We start from the raw sequence: 16596 nt of genomic DNA, 5'->3' as shown, positions 1-16596 counted from the left end.
TGGATCAGCCGACGAAAGGCTTGTTGCGGCGCCGGCTCCAGATCAGCACCGCGATCAGTACCACCACCACGATGCCGCCGATAACCCAGGGCGCATAGTTCACGCGCGTGGATTCGTTCTGCGTCGATTCTCCGGTTCCGGGGTTGGCCGGGCCGGTGGACGACGTGTCACCGGGCGACGGGGTGGGAGTGTTTCCCGCCGGCATTGCGGCTGCGGGGCTGAATCCAACCACCGCGGTAGCGGCGGCCGGCGCCGGGGTGGCCGAGGCCGCGCCGGCTGAGAGCGCGGGGGCGGCCAGGAGAAGCAGGGCGAGCAGGACTGATTTCAGTGCGGTTCTCATGTGTTCCTCTCGTAGTGGACAGGTTTAAGGCGTGGTGGAGCTCAGGCGCCGGTCTCGTAATGCGGTTCAGCTACAGGCTTGGACTCCGGGGAGCCCTTCTCCCGCAGGTAGACGGAGGCGCCCACCAGGACGGCGACGGCAAGGAATTCGCTTTGCCAGTTCTGGAAGGACTCGAACCAGAAGCGGCTGGTGCCCAGGTATTGCAGGAAGGTGACGGCGGGCTGGCCATGGCTTTGCTGGTCCTCGCTGTACGCCTCCGCGCCGCCCACGCCATGCATGGTGAAGGAAGCCAGGAACAGCACGAACAGGAGGATGGACAGCGAGTGCTTATAGAACCCGAGGGCGACCCCGCCGCGTTTCACTGGCCAGGGCGTTGCCTTCCTGATGGCGGCGTGGCGGGGGTCTTCGTCCTGCGGCGCTTTTTTGTCCAGGGGTTTCGACTCCGAGGAACCCTTCTGGAACAGGAAGATGGTCAGCACCACGTACATGGCCATCTGCAGGAACTCTGACTCCCAGTTTTCGAAGGTGGCCTCCAGGAATTCTCCGCTGCCCAGGAACTGGACTACTGTTACGGCCGGTTCCCCGTGAGCCTGTTGGTCTTCGCTGTAGGAGGAAGCCCCTGACAGGATCATGCCTCCGAAGAACACCAGGAAGAGGGCCAAATTTGCCAGGAGCAGCCCGTGCTCTTTAGCCCATTTGCGCATTTCCTACTCCGTTCCCTAGAGTTTCCGGTCGCCTACAGCTTCCGGTCGAGTTTGCCGGCGTCGGCCTTCCGGTTGAGATGGATGGGGACATAGACCAACAGGACCACCATCACCGCCATCAGCGCCCCTCCGGCGGTCAGGCCGGCCTGCCGTCCGGCGGTGACGTCGAAGACCAGCGCGGCGGTCCCGGCGCTGAGGAGGGCGATCCCGCCAAGCGCGATCTTGGTGATGGAGTCCGCGCTGGAGACCAGCGTTTCCTTCAGCCGCTTCCGGAACAGCCGGCGGTGGACGCTGACGGGGAGAAGGATGAAAGCGGTGGTCAGGGCGGCGACCACCACGTTCGCGAGGTACAGGGTGACCTGGAAATCGTCCAGGTCCTCGAATCGTGACTGGAAGGGGAGCGTCAGCAGGAATCCGGCGAGGATCTGCACCCCGGTCTGCAGCACACGCAACTCCTGCAGCAGCTCGGCCCAGTTGCGGTCCAGCTGTTCCTCGCGGGTTTCATTCCGCCCGGTCCTGCCGGTGTAATCCTCCACCTCTGACATTGCTGCGTCCTCCAATCCCGGCCAGCCGCCCTGTTCCCTTCCTGCTCTTTACCTACCCAGAAACAAGGCAACGTTGCGCCAACACCAGTATTTGATAAGTTTACTGATTATTGGTTCTGAACGGTGGACTTGGTTCCTTCGTGGGGGATAGCTTCGAAGAGCCGGTATTCCGGCGAAGCTCTTCGGAAACCGACAACTGAGTAGGCGGACTATGAGCGGCACAGACAAGCAGGACACAGGCAAGCAGACAGACCAGCCCAAGGACCCTCGGGGCGGCTACCATTCGGGGCCGTTCCCCGAACAGGAACAGAAGCAGCCCGGCCTGACCGCACCCATGGATCCCAAGCCGGACCATGGCGAAGCGTCCTATGAGGGCAATGGAAAGCTCGAAGGCAAGGCAGCCCTGATCACCGGCGGTGACTCCGGAATCGGCAAGGCCGTGGCCATCGCCTTCGCCCGCGAGGGGGCCGACGTCGCCATTTCCTACCTCCCGGAAGAGGAGGACGATGCCCAGGACACCGCGGAATGGATCCGCAAGGCGGGGCGCCGCGCCCTGCTGTTCCCCGGCGACGGGCGCGAAGAGGAATTCAGCACCCGGATCGCGGATGAGTCCGCCAGCGAATTTGGCCGCCTGGATGTGGTGGTGCTGAACGCGGCCTACCAAAAGAACCGGGACAGCCTCGAGTCGCTGCCCACCGAAGAGTTCGACAGGGTGTTCAAGACCAACCTGTATTCGCTGCTCTGGACGGCGCGGGCGGCCGTTCCGCACCTGAAGGCAGGCGCCTCCATCATCACCACGGCATCGATCCAGGCCTTCAACCCGTCGCCTGGCCTGATCGACTACGCCATGACCAAGGCAGCCCAGGTGGCCTTCACCAAGGCGCTGGCCCAGGAACTGGGGCCCAAGGGGATCCGGGTCAACGCCGTTGCGCCCGGCCCCATCTGGACTCCGCTGATTCCGGCCACCGAGTGGCCGGACAAGCTGCCGTCCTTCGGCCAGGACACACCCTTGGGGCGCGCCGGCCAACCCGCCGAACTGGCAGCGGCCTATGTGCTGCTCGCCTCCGAGGACGGCTCCTACATTTCCGGGGCAGTACTCCCGGTAACCGGGGGCAAGGGCCTCTAGCCCACTTCACACCGAAACAACCGCAACGCAAACAGGAGGAACCATGACGCAGGACAACCAGCACGCTGCACCCGAGACCGACCCGGGCGGCTACGGCACTCCAACCGCTGAGCAGGAAATGGGCGGGCAGGACCAGCAGGCCCCCCAGGGTTCACAGGGCGGCCAGGGCGCGGCCACCAACGAACCGCAGTCCGGCGGAGAGGAGCAGGTGGCCCGCGACGTCGACCTGCCCTCCAGCGCCGCCGAAATCGACGAGAACAACGACGACTCCAAGGGGTCGGCGCCCACTTCCTCGGAGCCGGGGCAGGAAGCAGCGGGCGTCCCGGACGGCAGCGGCAACGACCTTCCGCAGGAGAAGTCGCCCAAGGACGACGGCGGCGAAGAGTTCAACGCCGGCTAGCAGCACCGCTTCGGTGCACGGGCCCCTGCCGCTCCTTCCTAAGGGAGCTGCGGCAGGGGCCCTTGCCGTCCCCTGTCAGGGCCGGGTGTCGGCGTCGTACTCCAACCCGATCTGGCGGCGGATCTCATCCATGGCCGCCATGATGGACACGGTTTCGGTGGGGGGAAGAAGGCTCCCGGCGGTGGCGCCGGCGCCCGCCAGGCGCTCCAGCTCAGCGGCCTGGTATTGCATCCCGCGGCCGTTGACCGGCTGCTCAAACCGTTCCACCATGTTTCCTGCGGCGTCGAACACCGTAAACGGAACAGGGTTGTACCAGGTGGACTCGATGTCGATCCAGCCTTCCGTTCCGATCACCAGGGCCCGGTTGGCGCTCGCGGCGTCGAGCTCACAGTCAACGATCGCCTGCGCACCCCCTGCATACTCGAAGATCGCCGACGTCTGGCGGTCCACCCCGGTGCCAGTCTTCGACGCACTGGCCAGGATCCGCTGCGGCGCGCCCAGGATGTCGAACGCGAAGGAGATGGGATAGATTCCCAGGTCCAGCAGCGCTCCGCCACCGAGGGCGGGGTCGTTCAGCCGGTGGGCAGGATCCTTGGGCAGGTCCTGGTTGTGGCTCGCCAGCACCTTGCGGACTTCGCCGATGGTTCCCTGGCCAATGATCTCGCGGATCCGGGCCATGTGGGGAAGGAACCTCGTCCACATGGCCTCCAGTACCACCAGGCCCTTGGCCGCTGCGAGGTCCACAATCTCCTGCGCCTCGCGGGCGTTGATGGTGAAGGCCTTCTCCACCAGCACGTGTTTGCCGGCGTTGAGCGCCATCAGGGCATTGGCGTGGTGGAACGGGTGCGGAGTGGCGACGTAGACAACGTCCACGTCCGGATCGGCCACCAGGTCCTCGTAGCTCCCGTGGGCGGTGGAAATGCCGTGCCCGTCGGCGAACGCCTTGCTGGACTCCTCCGTGCGGGAGCCCACGGCCTGGACGGTGAAGCCGTTCTCCTGCAGGTCCGGGACCTGCAGTCCGGCGATGAAGCCAGTCCCCAGGATGCCCCACCGGAGGCGGCCGTCGGAGGTTCCGTTGCTGTTGGTCACGCGTCAGTCCTTTGCAGAATCAGGGAAGGGGTATGCCATGTAGGCGAAGCGGCCGGAATCGGGCCACCAGCTGTTGACGTTGAGCGTACCTTGGCCGCCAAAGAGGGGCCACGTATGGAGCGGCCGGTCCCATGCAGTGGTGGACACGAGGACGACGGCGACCGGAAGGTCCGCGGGGTGGCCTTGGGTTCCGCCGGGGAAGCGGAGGTACGCCGCGAAGGCGCCGTTGGGGGACAGGTGCGGGAACCAGTCCACCGTTCCGGACTACAGGAGCTGCTCCAGCCCTGTTCCGTCAACACGTATGCGTGCGAGCTGGGCGTGCCCCGGCCGCCCCGTGAACGCCTCCGTGTTGAAGTACAGCCAGGAACCGTCCGGTGAGTACTCCGGCCCGTCGCAGTGGCTGTCCACGCTCAAAGCCGCGGCAGCACCGCCGTCGGACGCCATGGTCATCAGCCTGCCGGGCTTCGTCAAATCGCCTGCTTCGATGCCTACGTACGCCAGTGCGGTTCCGTCCGGGCTGACGCCGTGCAGGAAATGGAAGGTGCCGTCCTCCGTGGTGACCTGCTCCGCCGTGCCGCCGGTGAGCGCGGCCCGGTAGATGTGGCCGTCGTTCGCGGAACAGAAGATGGTCCTGCCGTCGGGCGCCAGGACATGGTCGTTATTCAAGTCCCGGGCGCCACGGAGGGGAACGTGGGCAAGAGTTGCCGCGGCGATCTCCAGGGTCCAGAGCTTCCCGTCCCCGTTGAGCACCAGCGAACTGCCGTCGAGGGTCCAGTTGGGGGCCTCGAGCAGCACTTCGCCGGTGGAATACAGCAGCTCTGATTCCCCGGTGACGGAGGCGATCCATACTTCGCTGCGCTGCCCGGGTTGGAGGGTGCGGTTCACATGCCTGCTTTCGGGCCGGTGGTCCGGCGGTACTCAGTCCTTGCTGCTGAAGGCGGCGTCGAAGCTGGTCTGGGAGGCGGGGAAGTCGTATTTCCTGAGGGCGGCGAGGGCTTCGGGGGCGCCGTGGAGGCGGTCCATGCCGGCGTCTTCCCATTCGACGGAGATGGGCCCGTCGTAGCCGATGGCGGCCAGCGCCCGGAAGGACGCTTCCCAGGGGACGTCGCCGCGGCCGGCGGAGACGAAGTCCCAGCCGCGGCGGGGGTCGCCCCAGGCCAGGTGGGAACCGAGGACGGTGTTCCGGCCGGTCTGGCGGATCTTGGTGTCCTTGCAGTCCACGTGGTAGATCCGGTCCTTGAAGTCCCAGATGAAGGACACGGGGTCGATGCCCTGCCACATCATGTGGGAGGGGTCCCAGTTCAGGCCGAACGCTTCGCGGTGGCCGATCGCTTCGAGGGTGCGGACGGTGGTCCAGTAGTCGTAGGCGATCTCGGAGGGGTGGACTTCGTGGGCGAAGCGGACGCCGTTGTCGTCGAAGACGTCCAGGATGGGGTTCCAGCGGTCCGCGAAGTCCTGGTAGCCGGCGTCGATGATCTTTTCCGGGACGGGCGGGAACATGGCGACGTACTGCCAGATGGAGGAGCCGGTGAACCCGACGACGGTGTCCACGCCCAGCGCGCGGGCGAGCCGGGCGGTGTGCTTGAGTTCCTCGGCGGCGCGCTGGCGGACGCCTTCGGGGTCCCCGTCGCCCCAGACGCGCGAGCCGACGATGGCTTCGTGGCGGAAGTCGATGGGGTCATCGCAGACGGCCTGGCCCTTGAGGTGGTTGGAGATGGCCCAGACTTTGAGGTTGTACTTGTCCAGGAGTTCGAGCTTGGACTCGACGTAGCCGGGTTCGTCCACGCGCCAGGCGTCCAGGTGGTCTCCGGAGACGGCGATTTCGAGGCCGTCGTAGCCCCAGCCGGAGGCAAGCCTGGCGACTTCCTCGAGGGGAAGGTCGGCCCACTGGCCGGTAAACAGGGTAAACGGGCGGGGCATGGTCAGGCTCCTTCGGTGGGGCTGGTCTCCGGGGAGGTGCCCGGAAGCTGGATCAGGGCGCTCTTCGCCGCGGCGGATTCCTCCACGGCGTTGAGGATGTACTGCACGTTCAGTCCTTCCTCGAACGACGGCGAGGGCGGGGTTTGGTCCTGGATGGCGGTGAGGAAGTCGCGGACCTGGTGGGTGAAGGTGTGTTCCCAGCCGATGATATGGCCCTGCGGCCACCACGCTTCGAGGTAGGGGTGCTCGGGTTCGTTGACCAGGATCCGGCGGAATCCCTGCTCCCGCACCGGGGCGGTGGCGTCCAGGAACCCGAGTTCGTTGAGGTTTTCGAGGTCGAACAGGATGGTGCCCTGGTCGCCGTAGATCTCGAGTTTGAGGCTGTTCTTCTGGCCCGTCGCCACCCTGGAGACCTCCACCGAGGCGATGGCCCCGGAGGCGAGGGACAGCGTGGCCCAGGCGGCGTCGTCGACCGTGACGTCCTCCAGCGCTTCCCCGGCAGCATCGCCGCCGGGGCGCTGCGGAACGAACGTGTGGAGCCGGCCGGTGACCTCCGTGACCTGGTCGCCCAGGAGGTAGAGGACCTGGTCGATGGCGTGGGAGGCGATGTCTCCAAGGGCGCCGGAGCCGGCGGTTTCCTTGCGGAGCCGCCAGGTCATGGGCGATTGGTCGTCGGCGAGCCAGTCCTGGAGGTAGGCGGCGCGGACGTGCCGGACGGTGCCTAACCGGCCTTCGGCGATGAGTTCCTTGGCCAGGGCGAGGGCGGGGACGCGGCGGTAGTTGAAGCCGATCATGGACTGGACGCCCCGGGCGCGGGCTTTGGCGGCGGCGGCGGTCATGAGTTCGGCTTCGGCAAGGGTGTTGGCGAGGGGTTTTTCGACCAGCACGTGCTTGCCGGCTTCGAGTGCTGCAATGGCGATTTCGGCGTGCATCCAGCCGGGGGCGCAGATATCAACGATGTGGATGTCGTCGCGTTGGATGACTTCACGCCAGTCGGTGGCCGACTCGGCCCAGCCGTATTTGGCTGCGGCCTCGGCCACGGCGGTGGCATCCCGGCCCACGAGCACTTTCTGCTCGAAGGCCGGGACGTCGAAGAAACTGGCCACGTTCCGCCACGCATTCGAATGGGCCTTCCCCATGAAGGCGTAGCCGATGGCGGCCACACCGAGGGATGGGGGAGCCGGGGTTGCGGTTGGGTGTGCGGGAGTGGTCATGGCGTGTTCCTGCTGCTTCCTGCTGGCTGAGCTAGAGAGTTGCGGTTTCCGGGGCCCAGTCCTCGGGGAGGGCTGTGGAAACGGGAGCTGAGCTTTCGACGTTCACGAAGGTTCCGGAGTCGATGGATTCGGAGATCGAGACCATGCTGTCCAGCACGTGGTAGGCGAGGTCGCCGGTGGCGCGGTGCGGCACGCCGGCGCGGATGGCGCGGGCCATGTCCAGGGCACCCATGCCGCGGCCGTTGGCAGGGCCGGTGGCGGGAATGGTGGTCCAGTCTTCGTCACCGGCGCGCCAGAGCCTGATGTCACCGGTGAAGTAGTTGGGGTCAGGCAGGGAGATGGTGGCTTCCGTGCCGGTGATCTCCACGAATCCCATCCGGGCCCGGGGGGATTCGAAGGAGAAGACGCTGTGCGAGGAGGCGCCGGATTCGAACTGCGCCATCGCTGAGACGTGGGTGGGGACCTCTACGGTGAATTCCTCGCCCGCTTTGGGCCCGGAACCGATGACGCGGACTTCCTTGGCCTTGGACCCGACGGCGGCCACTTTGCGGATCGAGCCGAAGGCCTGGACCAGGGTGGTGAGGTAGTACGGTCCCATGTCGAACAAGGGGCCGGCGCCGTGCTGGAAGAGGAACGCCGGGTTGGGGTGCCAGGATTCCGGGCCGGGGGTCTGGAAGGTAGTCATGGCGGTCAGTGGGGTGCCGATGTCGCCGCGCTGGATGAGCCGCAGTGCGCTCTGGATCCCGGCGCCCAGGAACGTGTCCGGAGCGGTGCCGAGCCGGATCCCCGCAGCGTCGGCTGCCTTGAGCAGGCCCAGCCCGGATTCGCGGTCCAGGGAGAAGGGCTTTTCGGTCCAGACGTGCTTGCCGGCGTTGACCGCTGAGGTGGCCACCTCGACGTGGGCGGCGGGGATAGTGAGGTTGACGATGATTTCGACGTCGGGGTGGTTCAGCGCCTTTTCCGGGCCGCCCCATTCGGGGATGCCGTATTCCTTGGCACGGGCCTCGGCGGCGTCTTCGAAGAGGTCGGTGATGACCAGGACTTTCAGGTCCGGGAAGACCGTGAGGTTGTCCAGGTACTGCTTGGAGATGTTGCCCGCGCCGATAACTGCAACGCCAACCGGCCCTTTGCGGGTGGAAGGGGTGAAGTTCATGCCTTGGCTCCTTCGGTGGCGGTGTTGTTGTTGAGGAAGGCGAGGCTCTGGGTGATGCCGTCGAAGATGTCGCCGGAGTAGTCGTCGAATTCCACCACGCCGACTTCGAGGGACTTTGCGGCGGCGATCACGTCCAGGACGGGGACCCTGCCCTGCCCGGCGGGCTGCTGGGCCTTGGTGTCCGTGGTCAGGTTGCCGTCCTTGATGTGGATGAACTTCACCCGGTCTCCGAGCTTGGTGAGGATATCCACGGGGTCCTGGCCGCCCACGGCCACCCAGTAGGTGTCCACTTCCAGGACCAGCTCCGGGTCCAGCAAGGATTCGAAGTACTCCAGCGCGGTCCGTCCCTCGATGCTGGACTGCAGTTCCCAGGCGTGGTTGTGATATCCCACGGTGATGCCGTATTCGGCGCCCTTCTTCGCTGCGGCGTTGAGTTTGGCGGCGGTGGCCTGGATGGTTTCGGCGTCCTGCCAGTGCTCGGCGGGCAGGAAGGGATCGATGACGGTGCTGATGCCCAGTTCCTTCGCCGCCGTAAAGATTTCGTCCTGGTCCTGGGACAGCAGCGGCGCATGGCCGGAGGGTGCGGTGAGGCCGTTCTCCTTCAGCGCGGCACCAAGTTCCTTGGCCGTGGCCACGAAGTTGTAAGGCTCGACCTGGGTGAAGCCGATCTCGGCAACCTTTTTGATGGTGCCGGGCAGGTCCTCGGCGATGGCGTTGCGCAGGGTGTAGAGCTGGAGTGAATAAGACATGGGATTCCTATCGGGGATGGTTGGTGACGTTGTTGGCAGGCTAGCGGCCGGCGAGGGATCCGCCGATGCCGCCGACGCTGAAGTACTTGTTCAGGGTGGCGAAGACAATGACGGGCGGGAGCATCATGACCACGGCGAGGGCCATCACGGAAGTCCAGTCCGTGGCGTTCTGCTGGAAGAAGGACTGCACGCCCATGGGAAGGGTGAAGATTTCGTTGGAGCGCAGGAACACGATGGCTACCAGGTAGTCGTTCCAGGCCAGGAGGAAGGCAAAGATTGCGGTGGAGAGAGCACGCCCGGGAGGGAGTTGCGCAGCACCACCTTGGTGAAGGAGCCGAAGACTGAGCAGCCGTCGATCCAGGACGCTTCTTCCAGGCTGATGGGGATCGAATCGAAGTAGGCGGCCATCATCCAGGTGGCCACAGTCATGGTGGAGCCCACGTAGATGATGGTCAGGCCCATGAGGTTGTCCACCAGGCCCATCCCTGCGAACAGGATGAACAGCGGCACCACGGAGGTGATGATGGGCAGGGACTGCATGACGAACAGGAGCAGCGAGTAGCCGGAGACTGCCTTGGACCGGCCGCGGGACAGGACATAGCCGGCCGGGGCGGCCACCGCCACGGACACCAGCACGGTTGCCAGTGTGGTGATGAGGCTGTTCTTGAGCCAGGTGGCAGCCAGGGTCTTGGAGAAGACGTTGCTGAGGTTTTCGAAGGTCAGGCCGGTGGCGGTGCTGTTCGGTCCGGGGGTGAACGCCAGGATCACGGTGACCAGGATGGGAACCAGCACAACGGCGGTGATGGCGAGGATCAGGACGAACCGCCACCAGCGGCCGCGCATGCCGGCTTCGGAGAGTACCCTGCGTGGTTTGCCCTCGTCGATTCCGAGTGCGGGGCCGGATTCCGGGTGGGCGTGGAGGACAGCACTCATTATTCGACGCTCGACTTTCGGATCTGGCGGTACAGGATGACGGAGATGACCACCAGGGTCATGGTCATGAGGAAGGCGATGGCCACGCCGGGGCCGGTTGCGAAGTCCTGGAAGACGGTGCGGTAGGCCAGGACCACCAGTGAGGTGGTGGCGCTGACGGGTCCGCCGCCGGTGAGCAGGTAAATCGTGGGGAAGTCGTTGACGCAGAAGATGGTCATCAGGATCCAGCTGATATAGGTGGATCGCGCGATCAGCGGCAGGGTGATCTGGGTGAACTGCTGCCAGCGGCTGGCACCGTCCATGCTGGCTGCCTCGTAGACGGTTTCATCCACCGAGGCCAGCGCCGCGGAGGTCATCATCATCATGAAGGGGAAGGACACCCAGACCTTGAACACCATCACCGTAATGGAGGCCAGCGTGGGATCGGCCAGGAACAGTGGAGTACCCAGCCCGAGGTTGCGGAACATGGAGGGGATGAGGCTGTCAGGGGTGGCCACCAGCCAGTTCCAGGCCGTGGAGGAGACCACGATGGGCACCACCCAGGGCAGGAGCAGGAGGACCTTGAACGTGTTGCCGGCGGGGATCTTGGTGCGCAGGAGCAGGGCCAGGCCCAACCCCACCAGCCAGGAGCCAAAGACACCCACAATGGTGAACCAGAGGGTGAACTGGGCTGCTTTCCAGAACGCCGGCGAGGTCAGGACAGTGGCGAAGTTTTCCCCGCCGATGAAGTTTCCGGTCTGCAGCAGGTTTCCGTCATGGGTGGCCTGGACGGCCGCGTAAACCAGCGGGTAGCCATGAATGAGGACGAGCAGGACGACGGACGGGAGCAGGAGCCAGAAGAACGTCCTGGTGGCCTGTGCCGAGAGCTTGCTCTTGCGCTTCCCGGGAACCGTCCCGGACCCGCCGGGGGCGAGTCCCCGGCGGGCCCGGGCCAGGCCGGACTGTGCTGTGGTACTGGACATGAGGGGCCCTGTCCTACTTCTTCAGGACGGATTCGAGGCCGGACTGGAAGGCCTGCAGCGCGGACTTGGCGTCGGACTTGCCGGTGATGATGGTCTGGCTGAACTGGTTCAGTGCCTGCCCGCCGTCGAGTGCTGCGAGGTTGGCGTTCAGGGTGTTGCCCTGCGAGGCGAAGGTCTTCGCGATCGGCTGCCAGTCCTTGACGATCTTGACATTGTTGGGATCGTCGGCGAACTCGGGGATCTCGGTGATTGACTTGAAGACCGGGAGGGCGGACATGAGCTTCTTCTGCCACAGCTGCTTGAGCTGGCCAAGGTAGTACACCAGGAATTCCTCGGACGCGTCCTGCGACGGGGTGTTGGTGTACATCATGATGTTGTTCGGGAACACGATGGTGGCCTTGTCGCCGTGCGGGCCGGTGATGGGATCCGCCACGAGCAGGTCGCCGGAGGTGTCGCCCACGCGCTGCGGGACGTTGACCTGGAAGAGGCCGTAGCCGGCCTTGCCGTCCTTCCATTGGGCGGACATGTTGTCCGTGGTGTAGCTGACCGCTGCCGGGTCCACGATGCCGTTGGAGACCAGTTCCAGGACGAATTCCATGGCCTCGACGTTGCGGTCGTTGAGCAGGTCCAGCTCGCCGTCCTTGTTGAACACGCCGCCGCCGTTGTTGACCATCATCATGATCATGGAGTGGTTGGCGTAGTTGTTGCCGGCGCCGGCACCCGTGGTGAAGCCGAAGGCGCCTACCTTCTTCAGCGCCTTGCCGGCCTCCAGGAGGGACGGCCAGTCCGTGGGCAGGGCCACGTTGGCCTTCTCGAACAGGGACTTGCGGTACCAGAAGACGCGCATGTCCAGCTGCCAGGGCACCGCCACGTAGCCCTTGTCCGACTTGAACGGGTCCAGCACGCCCGGAAGGAAATCGTCGAACTGGCCGTTGGACTTGAGCTTGTCGATGACCTTGTCTGCGTAGGCAATCTGGCCCTGCTGCTCGAACTGGAACGCCTGGAAGCCGCCGCCGGTGGAAACCGCCGGGCCGGTCTTGGAGGCGATGGCGGAGGAGAAGGTCTGGTAGAAGTTGGCCCACTGGATGATCTGGTAGGACGCCTTGCCGCCGTTCGCACCGGAGAAACCTTCTGCGATCCCCTTGGCGGCGTCGTTGTACGCGGGGGTGGCCCACGGCATATCCCAGAACTTGACGGTTCCCGCGGCGCCTCCTCCGCCGCCCTGGCTTGCCGATCCTCCGCCGCAGGCCGCCAGCAGGGGAACGGATGCGGCCGCGGCTGTCAGGCCCAGGAAGCCGCGGCGGGAGAAGGAGCGGTTCTGGTGGGTGTTTGCGTTCATGGTGTGTCCTTTCGGGACCGCCGCGCGCTGCGTTGTGGTGCGGTCCTGCTCATCGTTGAGAGTGGAGGTGGGACTGGACTGCTGGTTGGTTGCGTATCGAAGGGGTTGGTTACGTGTCAGCGAAGGTTGCGTAGAGGGCGGTCAGCCGGGCGAACCGGGTGAGGTCGTCCGGCCGGGTGCCGGCTGTGAGGTGCTCCTTGAGGCGGCGCCACGCCGTCCGGTGGGCCGATTCATACAGGGTGGGCAGCAATAGTCCGCCGTGCGGCCCGGTGACCCGGACTTCGGCGGGCCAGGCGGCGGCCGGCTCGGGCAGCCGGACGCTGACGCCGCCGTCGGCCGTGTACAGGCGGATGTCGACGCCGGCGGGACGGGCCGCGGTCAGCACGCCGTGGGCGGACATCGGGGCGCCGTTGGCGAGCCTTCCGCTGAAGGTGTAACCGGTGGCGCCGCTCTGAAGCAGGGACACGGCGTCGAGCGTTCCGGCCACTTCCAGGAGCGCGGCGAGGTGCTCTCCGAGGAGCCGCTGCGGGTCTGTGCCGGGTGCGCCCGTGGCGACGCTGTCCAGCATGGCCGCCGTGCCCAGCGCACTCCGGAATGCCTCCCGGGCATCCGGGCCGCCGTCCTGCGAGACCAGTGCCGGGTTGGAGGCCCAGCGCAGGTCCAGGACGACGGCGGTGCCCGCGGCTTCGGTGTCAGCGGACAACTGGGCGGTGTCCTCGGGGACGGGGTTGACCACCATCACCCCGCGGCTGCCGGCTTCGATGGCGTGCAGGGCCTCGGCGGTCCAGCCCGGTCCGCCGGCGATGGCGGCGACGTCCGGGGTGGCGGAACCGCCTGCCGCCGGGCCGAAGGTTGCGGGCAGTGACGCCACGGCCAGGGCGACGGCGCCCGCCTCCTCGGCGCCGGGGGCTGCCGTGACGGAGTAGGTGGCGCTCATGCTGACGCTCCTGCGGTTGCGGCAATCCCGCCGGGCCGGCGGGCGTGGTCGGCGGCGACGCTGTCCACGGTGGCGTCCGCGATGGCCAGCGCGAAGGTGAGGTCATCGATCAGGGTCTGTGCGGACGGCGGCTGTTTGGTCCCGCGCGCAAGTTCTGCCAGTTCGCGCCATTCGCCCTCGTAGCCGTTGTGGCTGTAGGGACCGAGGGTGGTGGTTTCTGTGCCCCGGCTGAAGGTGGCGGTGGCGGAACCTGCCTGGACGTAGGAGGGCGTGAAATCGATCCGCAGCGCGCTGTGGTCGGAAATGGCCTCGAAGCTCCACTCAGGCTGCCAGGTGCTGTTCATGGCGGCCCGCAGTTCGATGGTGCGGGTGGGAGTGCGCAGTGAAATGGCGTAGCCGAAGGGGCGGACGTGCCGGGCCTGCAGCACCTGGATGTCGTTGAAGTCTGGGGTGAACCGGCGGACCAGGGGGAGGTCGTGGATGGCGAGCCCCATGATCCCGCCCTGCATCATGGATTTGATGACGTCGACGTCCGAGTAGTCGGGTGTACCGGCGGCGGGGCGCGCCACAATCTCCGTGGCGAAGTCTTCGAAGCGGGCGTTGGGCGGAAGCACGATGGAGGAGCGGATGGTGTGCGCCGTCTCCGGGAGGTCTTCCCAGTGCCCTTCTGCTGCGAGCCAGCCCGGATCGAAGGTGTGCATGGCACCCACCACGATGGGAACACCCGTTTCGGCGCTGACTTCGGAGATGCGGGCGGCCTCTCCGGCATTCATGGCGAACGGCTTTTCGCACAGCACGGCTTTCTTGCCGGCGCGGCAGGCGGCGATGACCTGGTCGGCGTGGAACTGGTGTGGGCTGCAGATGGCAACGATGTCCACGGTGTTGTCGCCAAGCAGGGCGTCCATGCTGCTGCTGGACGTGGCACCGACGCGGGCGGCGACGGATGCGGCCACAGACTCATCTACATCCATGATGTGGCGTACTTCGAGGATGTCGCGGAGCCGGGCAAGGGCCGGTAGGTGGATGGCCTGGGTGACAGGACCGGCGCCCAGGATGCCGACCCCAAGGGGCTTTCCGGCGGGCGTTGTCTGGCTTGGCAAGTCGGTTACCTCTTTGTAGGCGGACTCGGATGCGGAGGTTGATCGATGCCGTCGATCTGCCGTATCGGCAAGGGCGATGTGCTCCTCGTCACAACCTAGGACTACTTTTGACGAGAGTCAAGCAAAAGTTGTTTGCGGCGAATCAATCTTCTGCATTCGTGACAGTGCCAAGTCTGCGTGTTATGACTTGTACATGACTCCAGCCTCAGGAAAATTGCCTGCAAGGGATGCCGACGCCGGCAACCTTTCGCGCGCTGGTGACCTTTTCCAGCTTCTTCGTGACGGCCAGGCGCGGACCCGTGCCGAGCTGGCCCTTACCAGCGGTCTTGCCAGGTCCACCGTGGCGTCCCGCATTGATGCCCTCATCGGCTCCGGCCTCGTGGGCCCGGCCGGCGAGGCGAATTCCAGCGGCGGCAGGCCGCCGTCGCGCTTCGCCTTCAAGCCCGAGGCCCGCGTGGTGCTGGCGGTCGATGTCGGCGCTACCCATGTGATAGTTGCCGTTACCGACTTGGGTGGCAGCATCCTCGGCGAACGCCGGTTTGCGCAGGAGGTGGCGGACGGCCCGGCTGTTGTCCTGGGCCGCGTGATCTCCGCCGGCAAGGAACTCCTGGCCGAATCGGGACGCGAGCCGGGCGACCTCGCAGGCGTCGGCATCGGACTTCCGGGCCCCGTTGAACATGACACCGGACGCCCCGTCAAGCCGCCCATCATGCCCGGCTGGGACGGGTTCGACGTCGTCCCGTACGTCCAGCGGCAGCTGCCTGTCCCCGTCCTGGTGGACAACGACGTGAACATCATGGCGCTCGGTGAACGCACCGCGCACTGGCCCGAGCACCAGAACTTCCTCTTCATCAAGGTGGCCACGGGAATCGGTGCCGGCATCATCAGCAGCGGCGAGCTGCAGCGCGGCGCCAACGGCACCGCCGGCGACCTTGGCCACGTCCGCGTCCCCCGCGGCGACGACGTCCTGTGCCGCTGCGGCAACTACGGGTGCCTGGAGGCGCTCGCGTCAGGTCCCGCCGTCGCGCACCAGCTCCGGTCCCACGGGCTGGAAGCCAAAACCGGCGGCGACGTCCTGCGGCTGGTGGCCGAAGGGAACCTGCAGGCCATCCAGGCGCTGCGCCAGGCCGGCCGGGACGTCGGAGATGTGCTGGCCACAGTGGTCAACCTGCTGAATCCGTCCATGATCGTGATCGGCGGGAGCGTGGGGGAGGCCGGCGAGCACCTGGTGGCCGGCATCCGCGAAGTGGTGTACCGGCGGTCCCTGCCGCTGGCCACCACGCACCTGCGCATCGGCATTTCCATGGCCGGCGGCCAGGCGGCGATCCTGGGGGCCAGCCAGATGGTCACCCAGCACGTGCTTTCCCCGGCGGTTATCGAAGCCACCCTCGCGGGCAACGCCATCGCCGGCTAGGCCGCCCGGCTGGATCACTGGCTTGAAAACTTGGCTGGATCACCCGGCTCGCCGGAGAAGATCAGGCGGGCGGCTTGAGGAGGACGTCGATGAAGGTGGCGAGCCCGTCCGCCATGTCCACGTCCTTGTCATAGAGCCACTGCAGCTGCAGCCCGTCGGACACCGCCACCACCAGCCTCGCCAGGTCGGTGGCGGAAACATCGGACCTGACCCCGCCGGCCGCCTGCCGTTCCCGGATATCGTCCTCCAGGGAGCGGACCACGGAGGCGAACCGCTCCTGGAAGTAGCCGTGGGAATCATGCCCCGGGTTGCTGGCCGTGGCCGATGCCACCGCGTAGAGCGTGGTGAGCCCCGGCTGTGTCCGGTTCCTGGCGGCAATTGGCGCCATCAGTGCCAGCCCGGCCTCCTTCGCCGGAGTGTCCGCAAGCCCGCGCCTGTCCCGCTCGGCAAGGACCGCGGTCAGCAGCTCCTGCTTGCCGCTGAAGTAGTGGAACAGGGTGGCCTCTTTGACGCCCACCAGCTCGGCCACCCGCTTGAGGGCGGTGCCCTCAAATCCGTCGGTGGCGAAGACGTCGGTGGCGGTCTGGATGATCTGTTCGCGGCGTTCCGCTCCCTTGGCGTACGGTCCGCGCGGCTTGTTCGGGGTCACGGAAGCCAGTGTATTTCACTCC

20 protein-coding genes are annotated in these 16596 nt (G+C 66.2%); 3 read left to right on the top strand and 17 right to left on the bottom strand.

What is annotated here, in order from left to right; genetic code table 11:
- Positions 1–4: 4 nt before the first annotated feature.
- The 3 genes from OVA06_RS17330 to OVA06_RS17320 are packed head-to-tail and all read right to left on the bottom strand — an operon-like array spanning position 5 to position 1589.
- Positions 5–340, bottom strand: coding sequence for a LuxR family transcriptional regulator (locus tag OVA06_RS17330; protein WP_268160000.1), 336 nt, complete (start codon positions 338–340; stop codon positions 5–7).
- Positions 341–381: 41 nt separating this feature from the next.
- Positions 382–1044, bottom strand: a complete 663-nt coding sequence (locus OVA06_RS17325; RefSeq protein ID WP_268159998.1) for a DUF6766 family protein — start codon at positions 1042–1044, stop codon at positions 382–384.
- A 32-nt stretch (positions 1045–1076) separates the two neighbouring features.
- Complete coding sequence (locus OVA06_RS17320; RefSeq protein ID WP_268159996.1) at positions 1077–1589, bottom strand: DUF6328 family protein; 513 nt, start codon at positions 1587–1589, stop codon at positions 1077–1079.
- 211 nt (positions 1590–1800) lie between these two features.
- Between OVA06_RS17320 and OVA06_RS17315 the strand changes: the two genes are divergently transcribed.
- Both OVA06_RS17315 and OVA06_RS17310 read left to right on the top strand, forming a co-directional pair.
- The gene (locus OVA06_RS17315) at positions 1801–2715 is read left to right on the top strand and encodes an SDR family oxidoreductase (RefSeq protein ID WP_268159994.1); all 915 of its coding nucleotides are present in this window, start codon (positions 1801–1803) and stop codon (positions 2713–2715) included.
- Positions 2716–2758: 43 nt separating this feature from the next.
- Positions 2759–3115 (top strand): hypothetical protein, encoded by a 357-nt coding sequence (locus OVA06_RS17310; protein WP_268159992.1) that lies wholly within the window; start codon positions 2759–2761, stop codon positions 3113–3115.
- A gap of 75 nt (positions 3116–3190) precedes the next feature.
- On the opposite strand, the gene OVA06_RS17305 is transcribed toward OVA06_RS17310, so the two are convergent.
- The 13 genes from OVA06_RS17305 to OVA06_RS17245 form a co-directional block, all read right to left on the bottom strand.
- Complete coding sequence (locus tag OVA06_RS17305) at positions 3191–4204, bottom strand: Gfo/Idh/MocA family protein (RefSeq protein WP_268159990.1); 1014 nt, start codon at positions 4202–4204, stop codon at positions 3191–3193.
- A gap of 3 nt (positions 4205–4207) precedes the next feature.
- The gene (locus OVA06_RS17300; RefSeq protein WP_268159988.1) at positions 4208–4459 is read right to left on the bottom strand and encodes a hypothetical protein; all 252 of its coding nucleotides are present in this window, start codon (positions 4457–4459) and stop codon (positions 4208–4210) included.
- 9 nt (positions 4460–4468) lie between these two features.
- Positions 4469–5089 carry a TolB family protein gene (locus tag OVA06_RS17295; RefSeq protein WP_268159986.1) on the bottom strand — a complete coding sequence of 207 codons (621 nt, stop codon included), beginning with the start codon at positions 5087–5089 and terminating at the stop codon, positions 4469–4471.
- Positions 5090–5122: 33 nt separating this feature from the next.
- Positions 5123–6124, bottom strand: a complete 1002-nt coding sequence (locus OVA06_RS17290) for a sugar phosphate isomerase/epimerase family protein (RefSeq protein WP_268159984.1) — start codon at positions 6122–6124, stop codon at positions 5123–5125.
- A gap of 2 nt (positions 6125–6126) precedes the next feature.
- Positions 6127–7338 carry a Gfo/Idh/MocA family protein gene (locus OVA06_RS17285; protein ID WP_268159982.1) on the bottom strand — a complete coding sequence of 404 codons (1212 nt, stop codon included), beginning with the start codon at positions 7336–7338 and terminating at the stop codon, positions 6127–6129.
- Positions 7339–7369: 31 nt separating this feature from the next.
- Positions 7370–8491 (bottom strand): Gfo/Idh/MocA family protein, encoded by a 1122-nt coding sequence (locus tag OVA06_RS17280; protein ID WP_268159980.1) that lies wholly within the window; start codon positions 8489–8491, stop codon positions 7370–7372.
- Positions 8488–9240, bottom strand: a complete 753-nt coding sequence (locus tag OVA06_RS17275; RefSeq protein WP_268159978.1) for a sugar phosphate isomerase/epimerase family protein — start codon at positions 9238–9240, stop codon at positions 8488–8490. The genes OVA06_RS17280 and OVA06_RS17275 overlap by 4 nt, the downstream gene beginning before the upstream one ends.
- A gap of 40 nt (positions 9241–9280) precedes the next feature.
- Positions 9281–9472 (bottom strand): hypothetical protein, encoded by a 192-nt coding sequence (locus tag OVA06_RS17270; RefSeq protein WP_268159976.1) that lies wholly within the window; start codon positions 9470–9472, stop codon positions 9281–9283.
- 5 nt (positions 9473–9477) lie between these two features.
- Entirely contained in the window at positions 9478–10173 is a 696-nt protein-coding gene (locus tag OVA06_RS17265; RefSeq protein WP_268159974.1) for a carbohydrate ABC transporter permease, read from the bottom strand.
- The gene (locus tag OVA06_RS17260; RefSeq protein ID WP_261620417.1) at positions 10173–11135 is read right to left on the bottom strand and encodes a carbohydrate ABC transporter permease; all 963 of its coding nucleotides are present in this window, start codon (positions 11133–11135) and stop codon (positions 10173–10175) included. Before OVA06_RS17260 ends, OVA06_RS17265 begins: the two co-directional genes overlap by 1 nt.
- 13 nt (positions 11136–11148) lie before the next feature.
- Positions 11149–12474, bottom strand: a complete 1326-nt coding sequence (locus tag OVA06_RS17255) for an ABC transporter substrate-binding protein (RefSeq protein WP_056083092.1) — start codon at positions 12472–12474, stop codon at positions 11149–11151.
- A 109-nt stretch (positions 12475–12583) separates the two neighbouring features.
- Positions 12584–13411 (bottom strand): hypothetical protein, encoded by an 828-nt coding sequence (locus tag OVA06_RS17250; RefSeq protein WP_268159972.1) that lies wholly within the window; start codon positions 13409–13411, stop codon positions 12584–12586.
- Positions 13408–14511 (bottom strand): Gfo/Idh/MocA family protein, encoded by a 1104-nt coding sequence (locus OVA06_RS17245; protein WP_268159970.1) that lies wholly within the window; start codon positions 14509–14511, stop codon positions 13408–13410. The genes OVA06_RS17250 and OVA06_RS17245 overlap by 4 nt, the downstream gene beginning before the upstream one ends.
- A gap of 193 nt (positions 14512–14704) precedes the next feature.
- Here OVA06_RS17245 and OVA06_RS17240 point away from each other — a divergent pair, with 193 nt between their 5' ends.
- Positions 14705–15925 carry an ROK family transcriptional regulator gene (locus tag OVA06_RS17240; RefSeq protein WP_268159968.1) on the top strand — a complete coding sequence of 407 codons (1221 nt, stop codon included), beginning with the start codon at positions 14705–14707 and terminating at the stop codon, positions 15923–15925.
- Between the two features lie 61 nt (positions 15926–15986).
- On the opposite strand, the gene OVA06_RS17235 is transcribed toward OVA06_RS17240, so the two are convergent.
- Positions 15987–16574, bottom strand: a complete 588-nt coding sequence (locus OVA06_RS17235; protein ID WP_056083080.1) for a TetR/AcrR family transcriptional regulator — start codon at positions 16572–16574, stop codon at positions 15987–15989.
- Positions 16575–16596: the final 22 nt, after the last annotated feature.

The organism is Pseudarthrobacter sp. SL88, assembly GCF_026672455.1.
Classification (GTDB): Bacteria; Actinomycetota; Actinomycetes; order Actinomycetales; family Micrococcaceae; genus Arthrobacter.
This window is presented reverse-complemented; position numbering and strand designations above follow the sequence as displayed.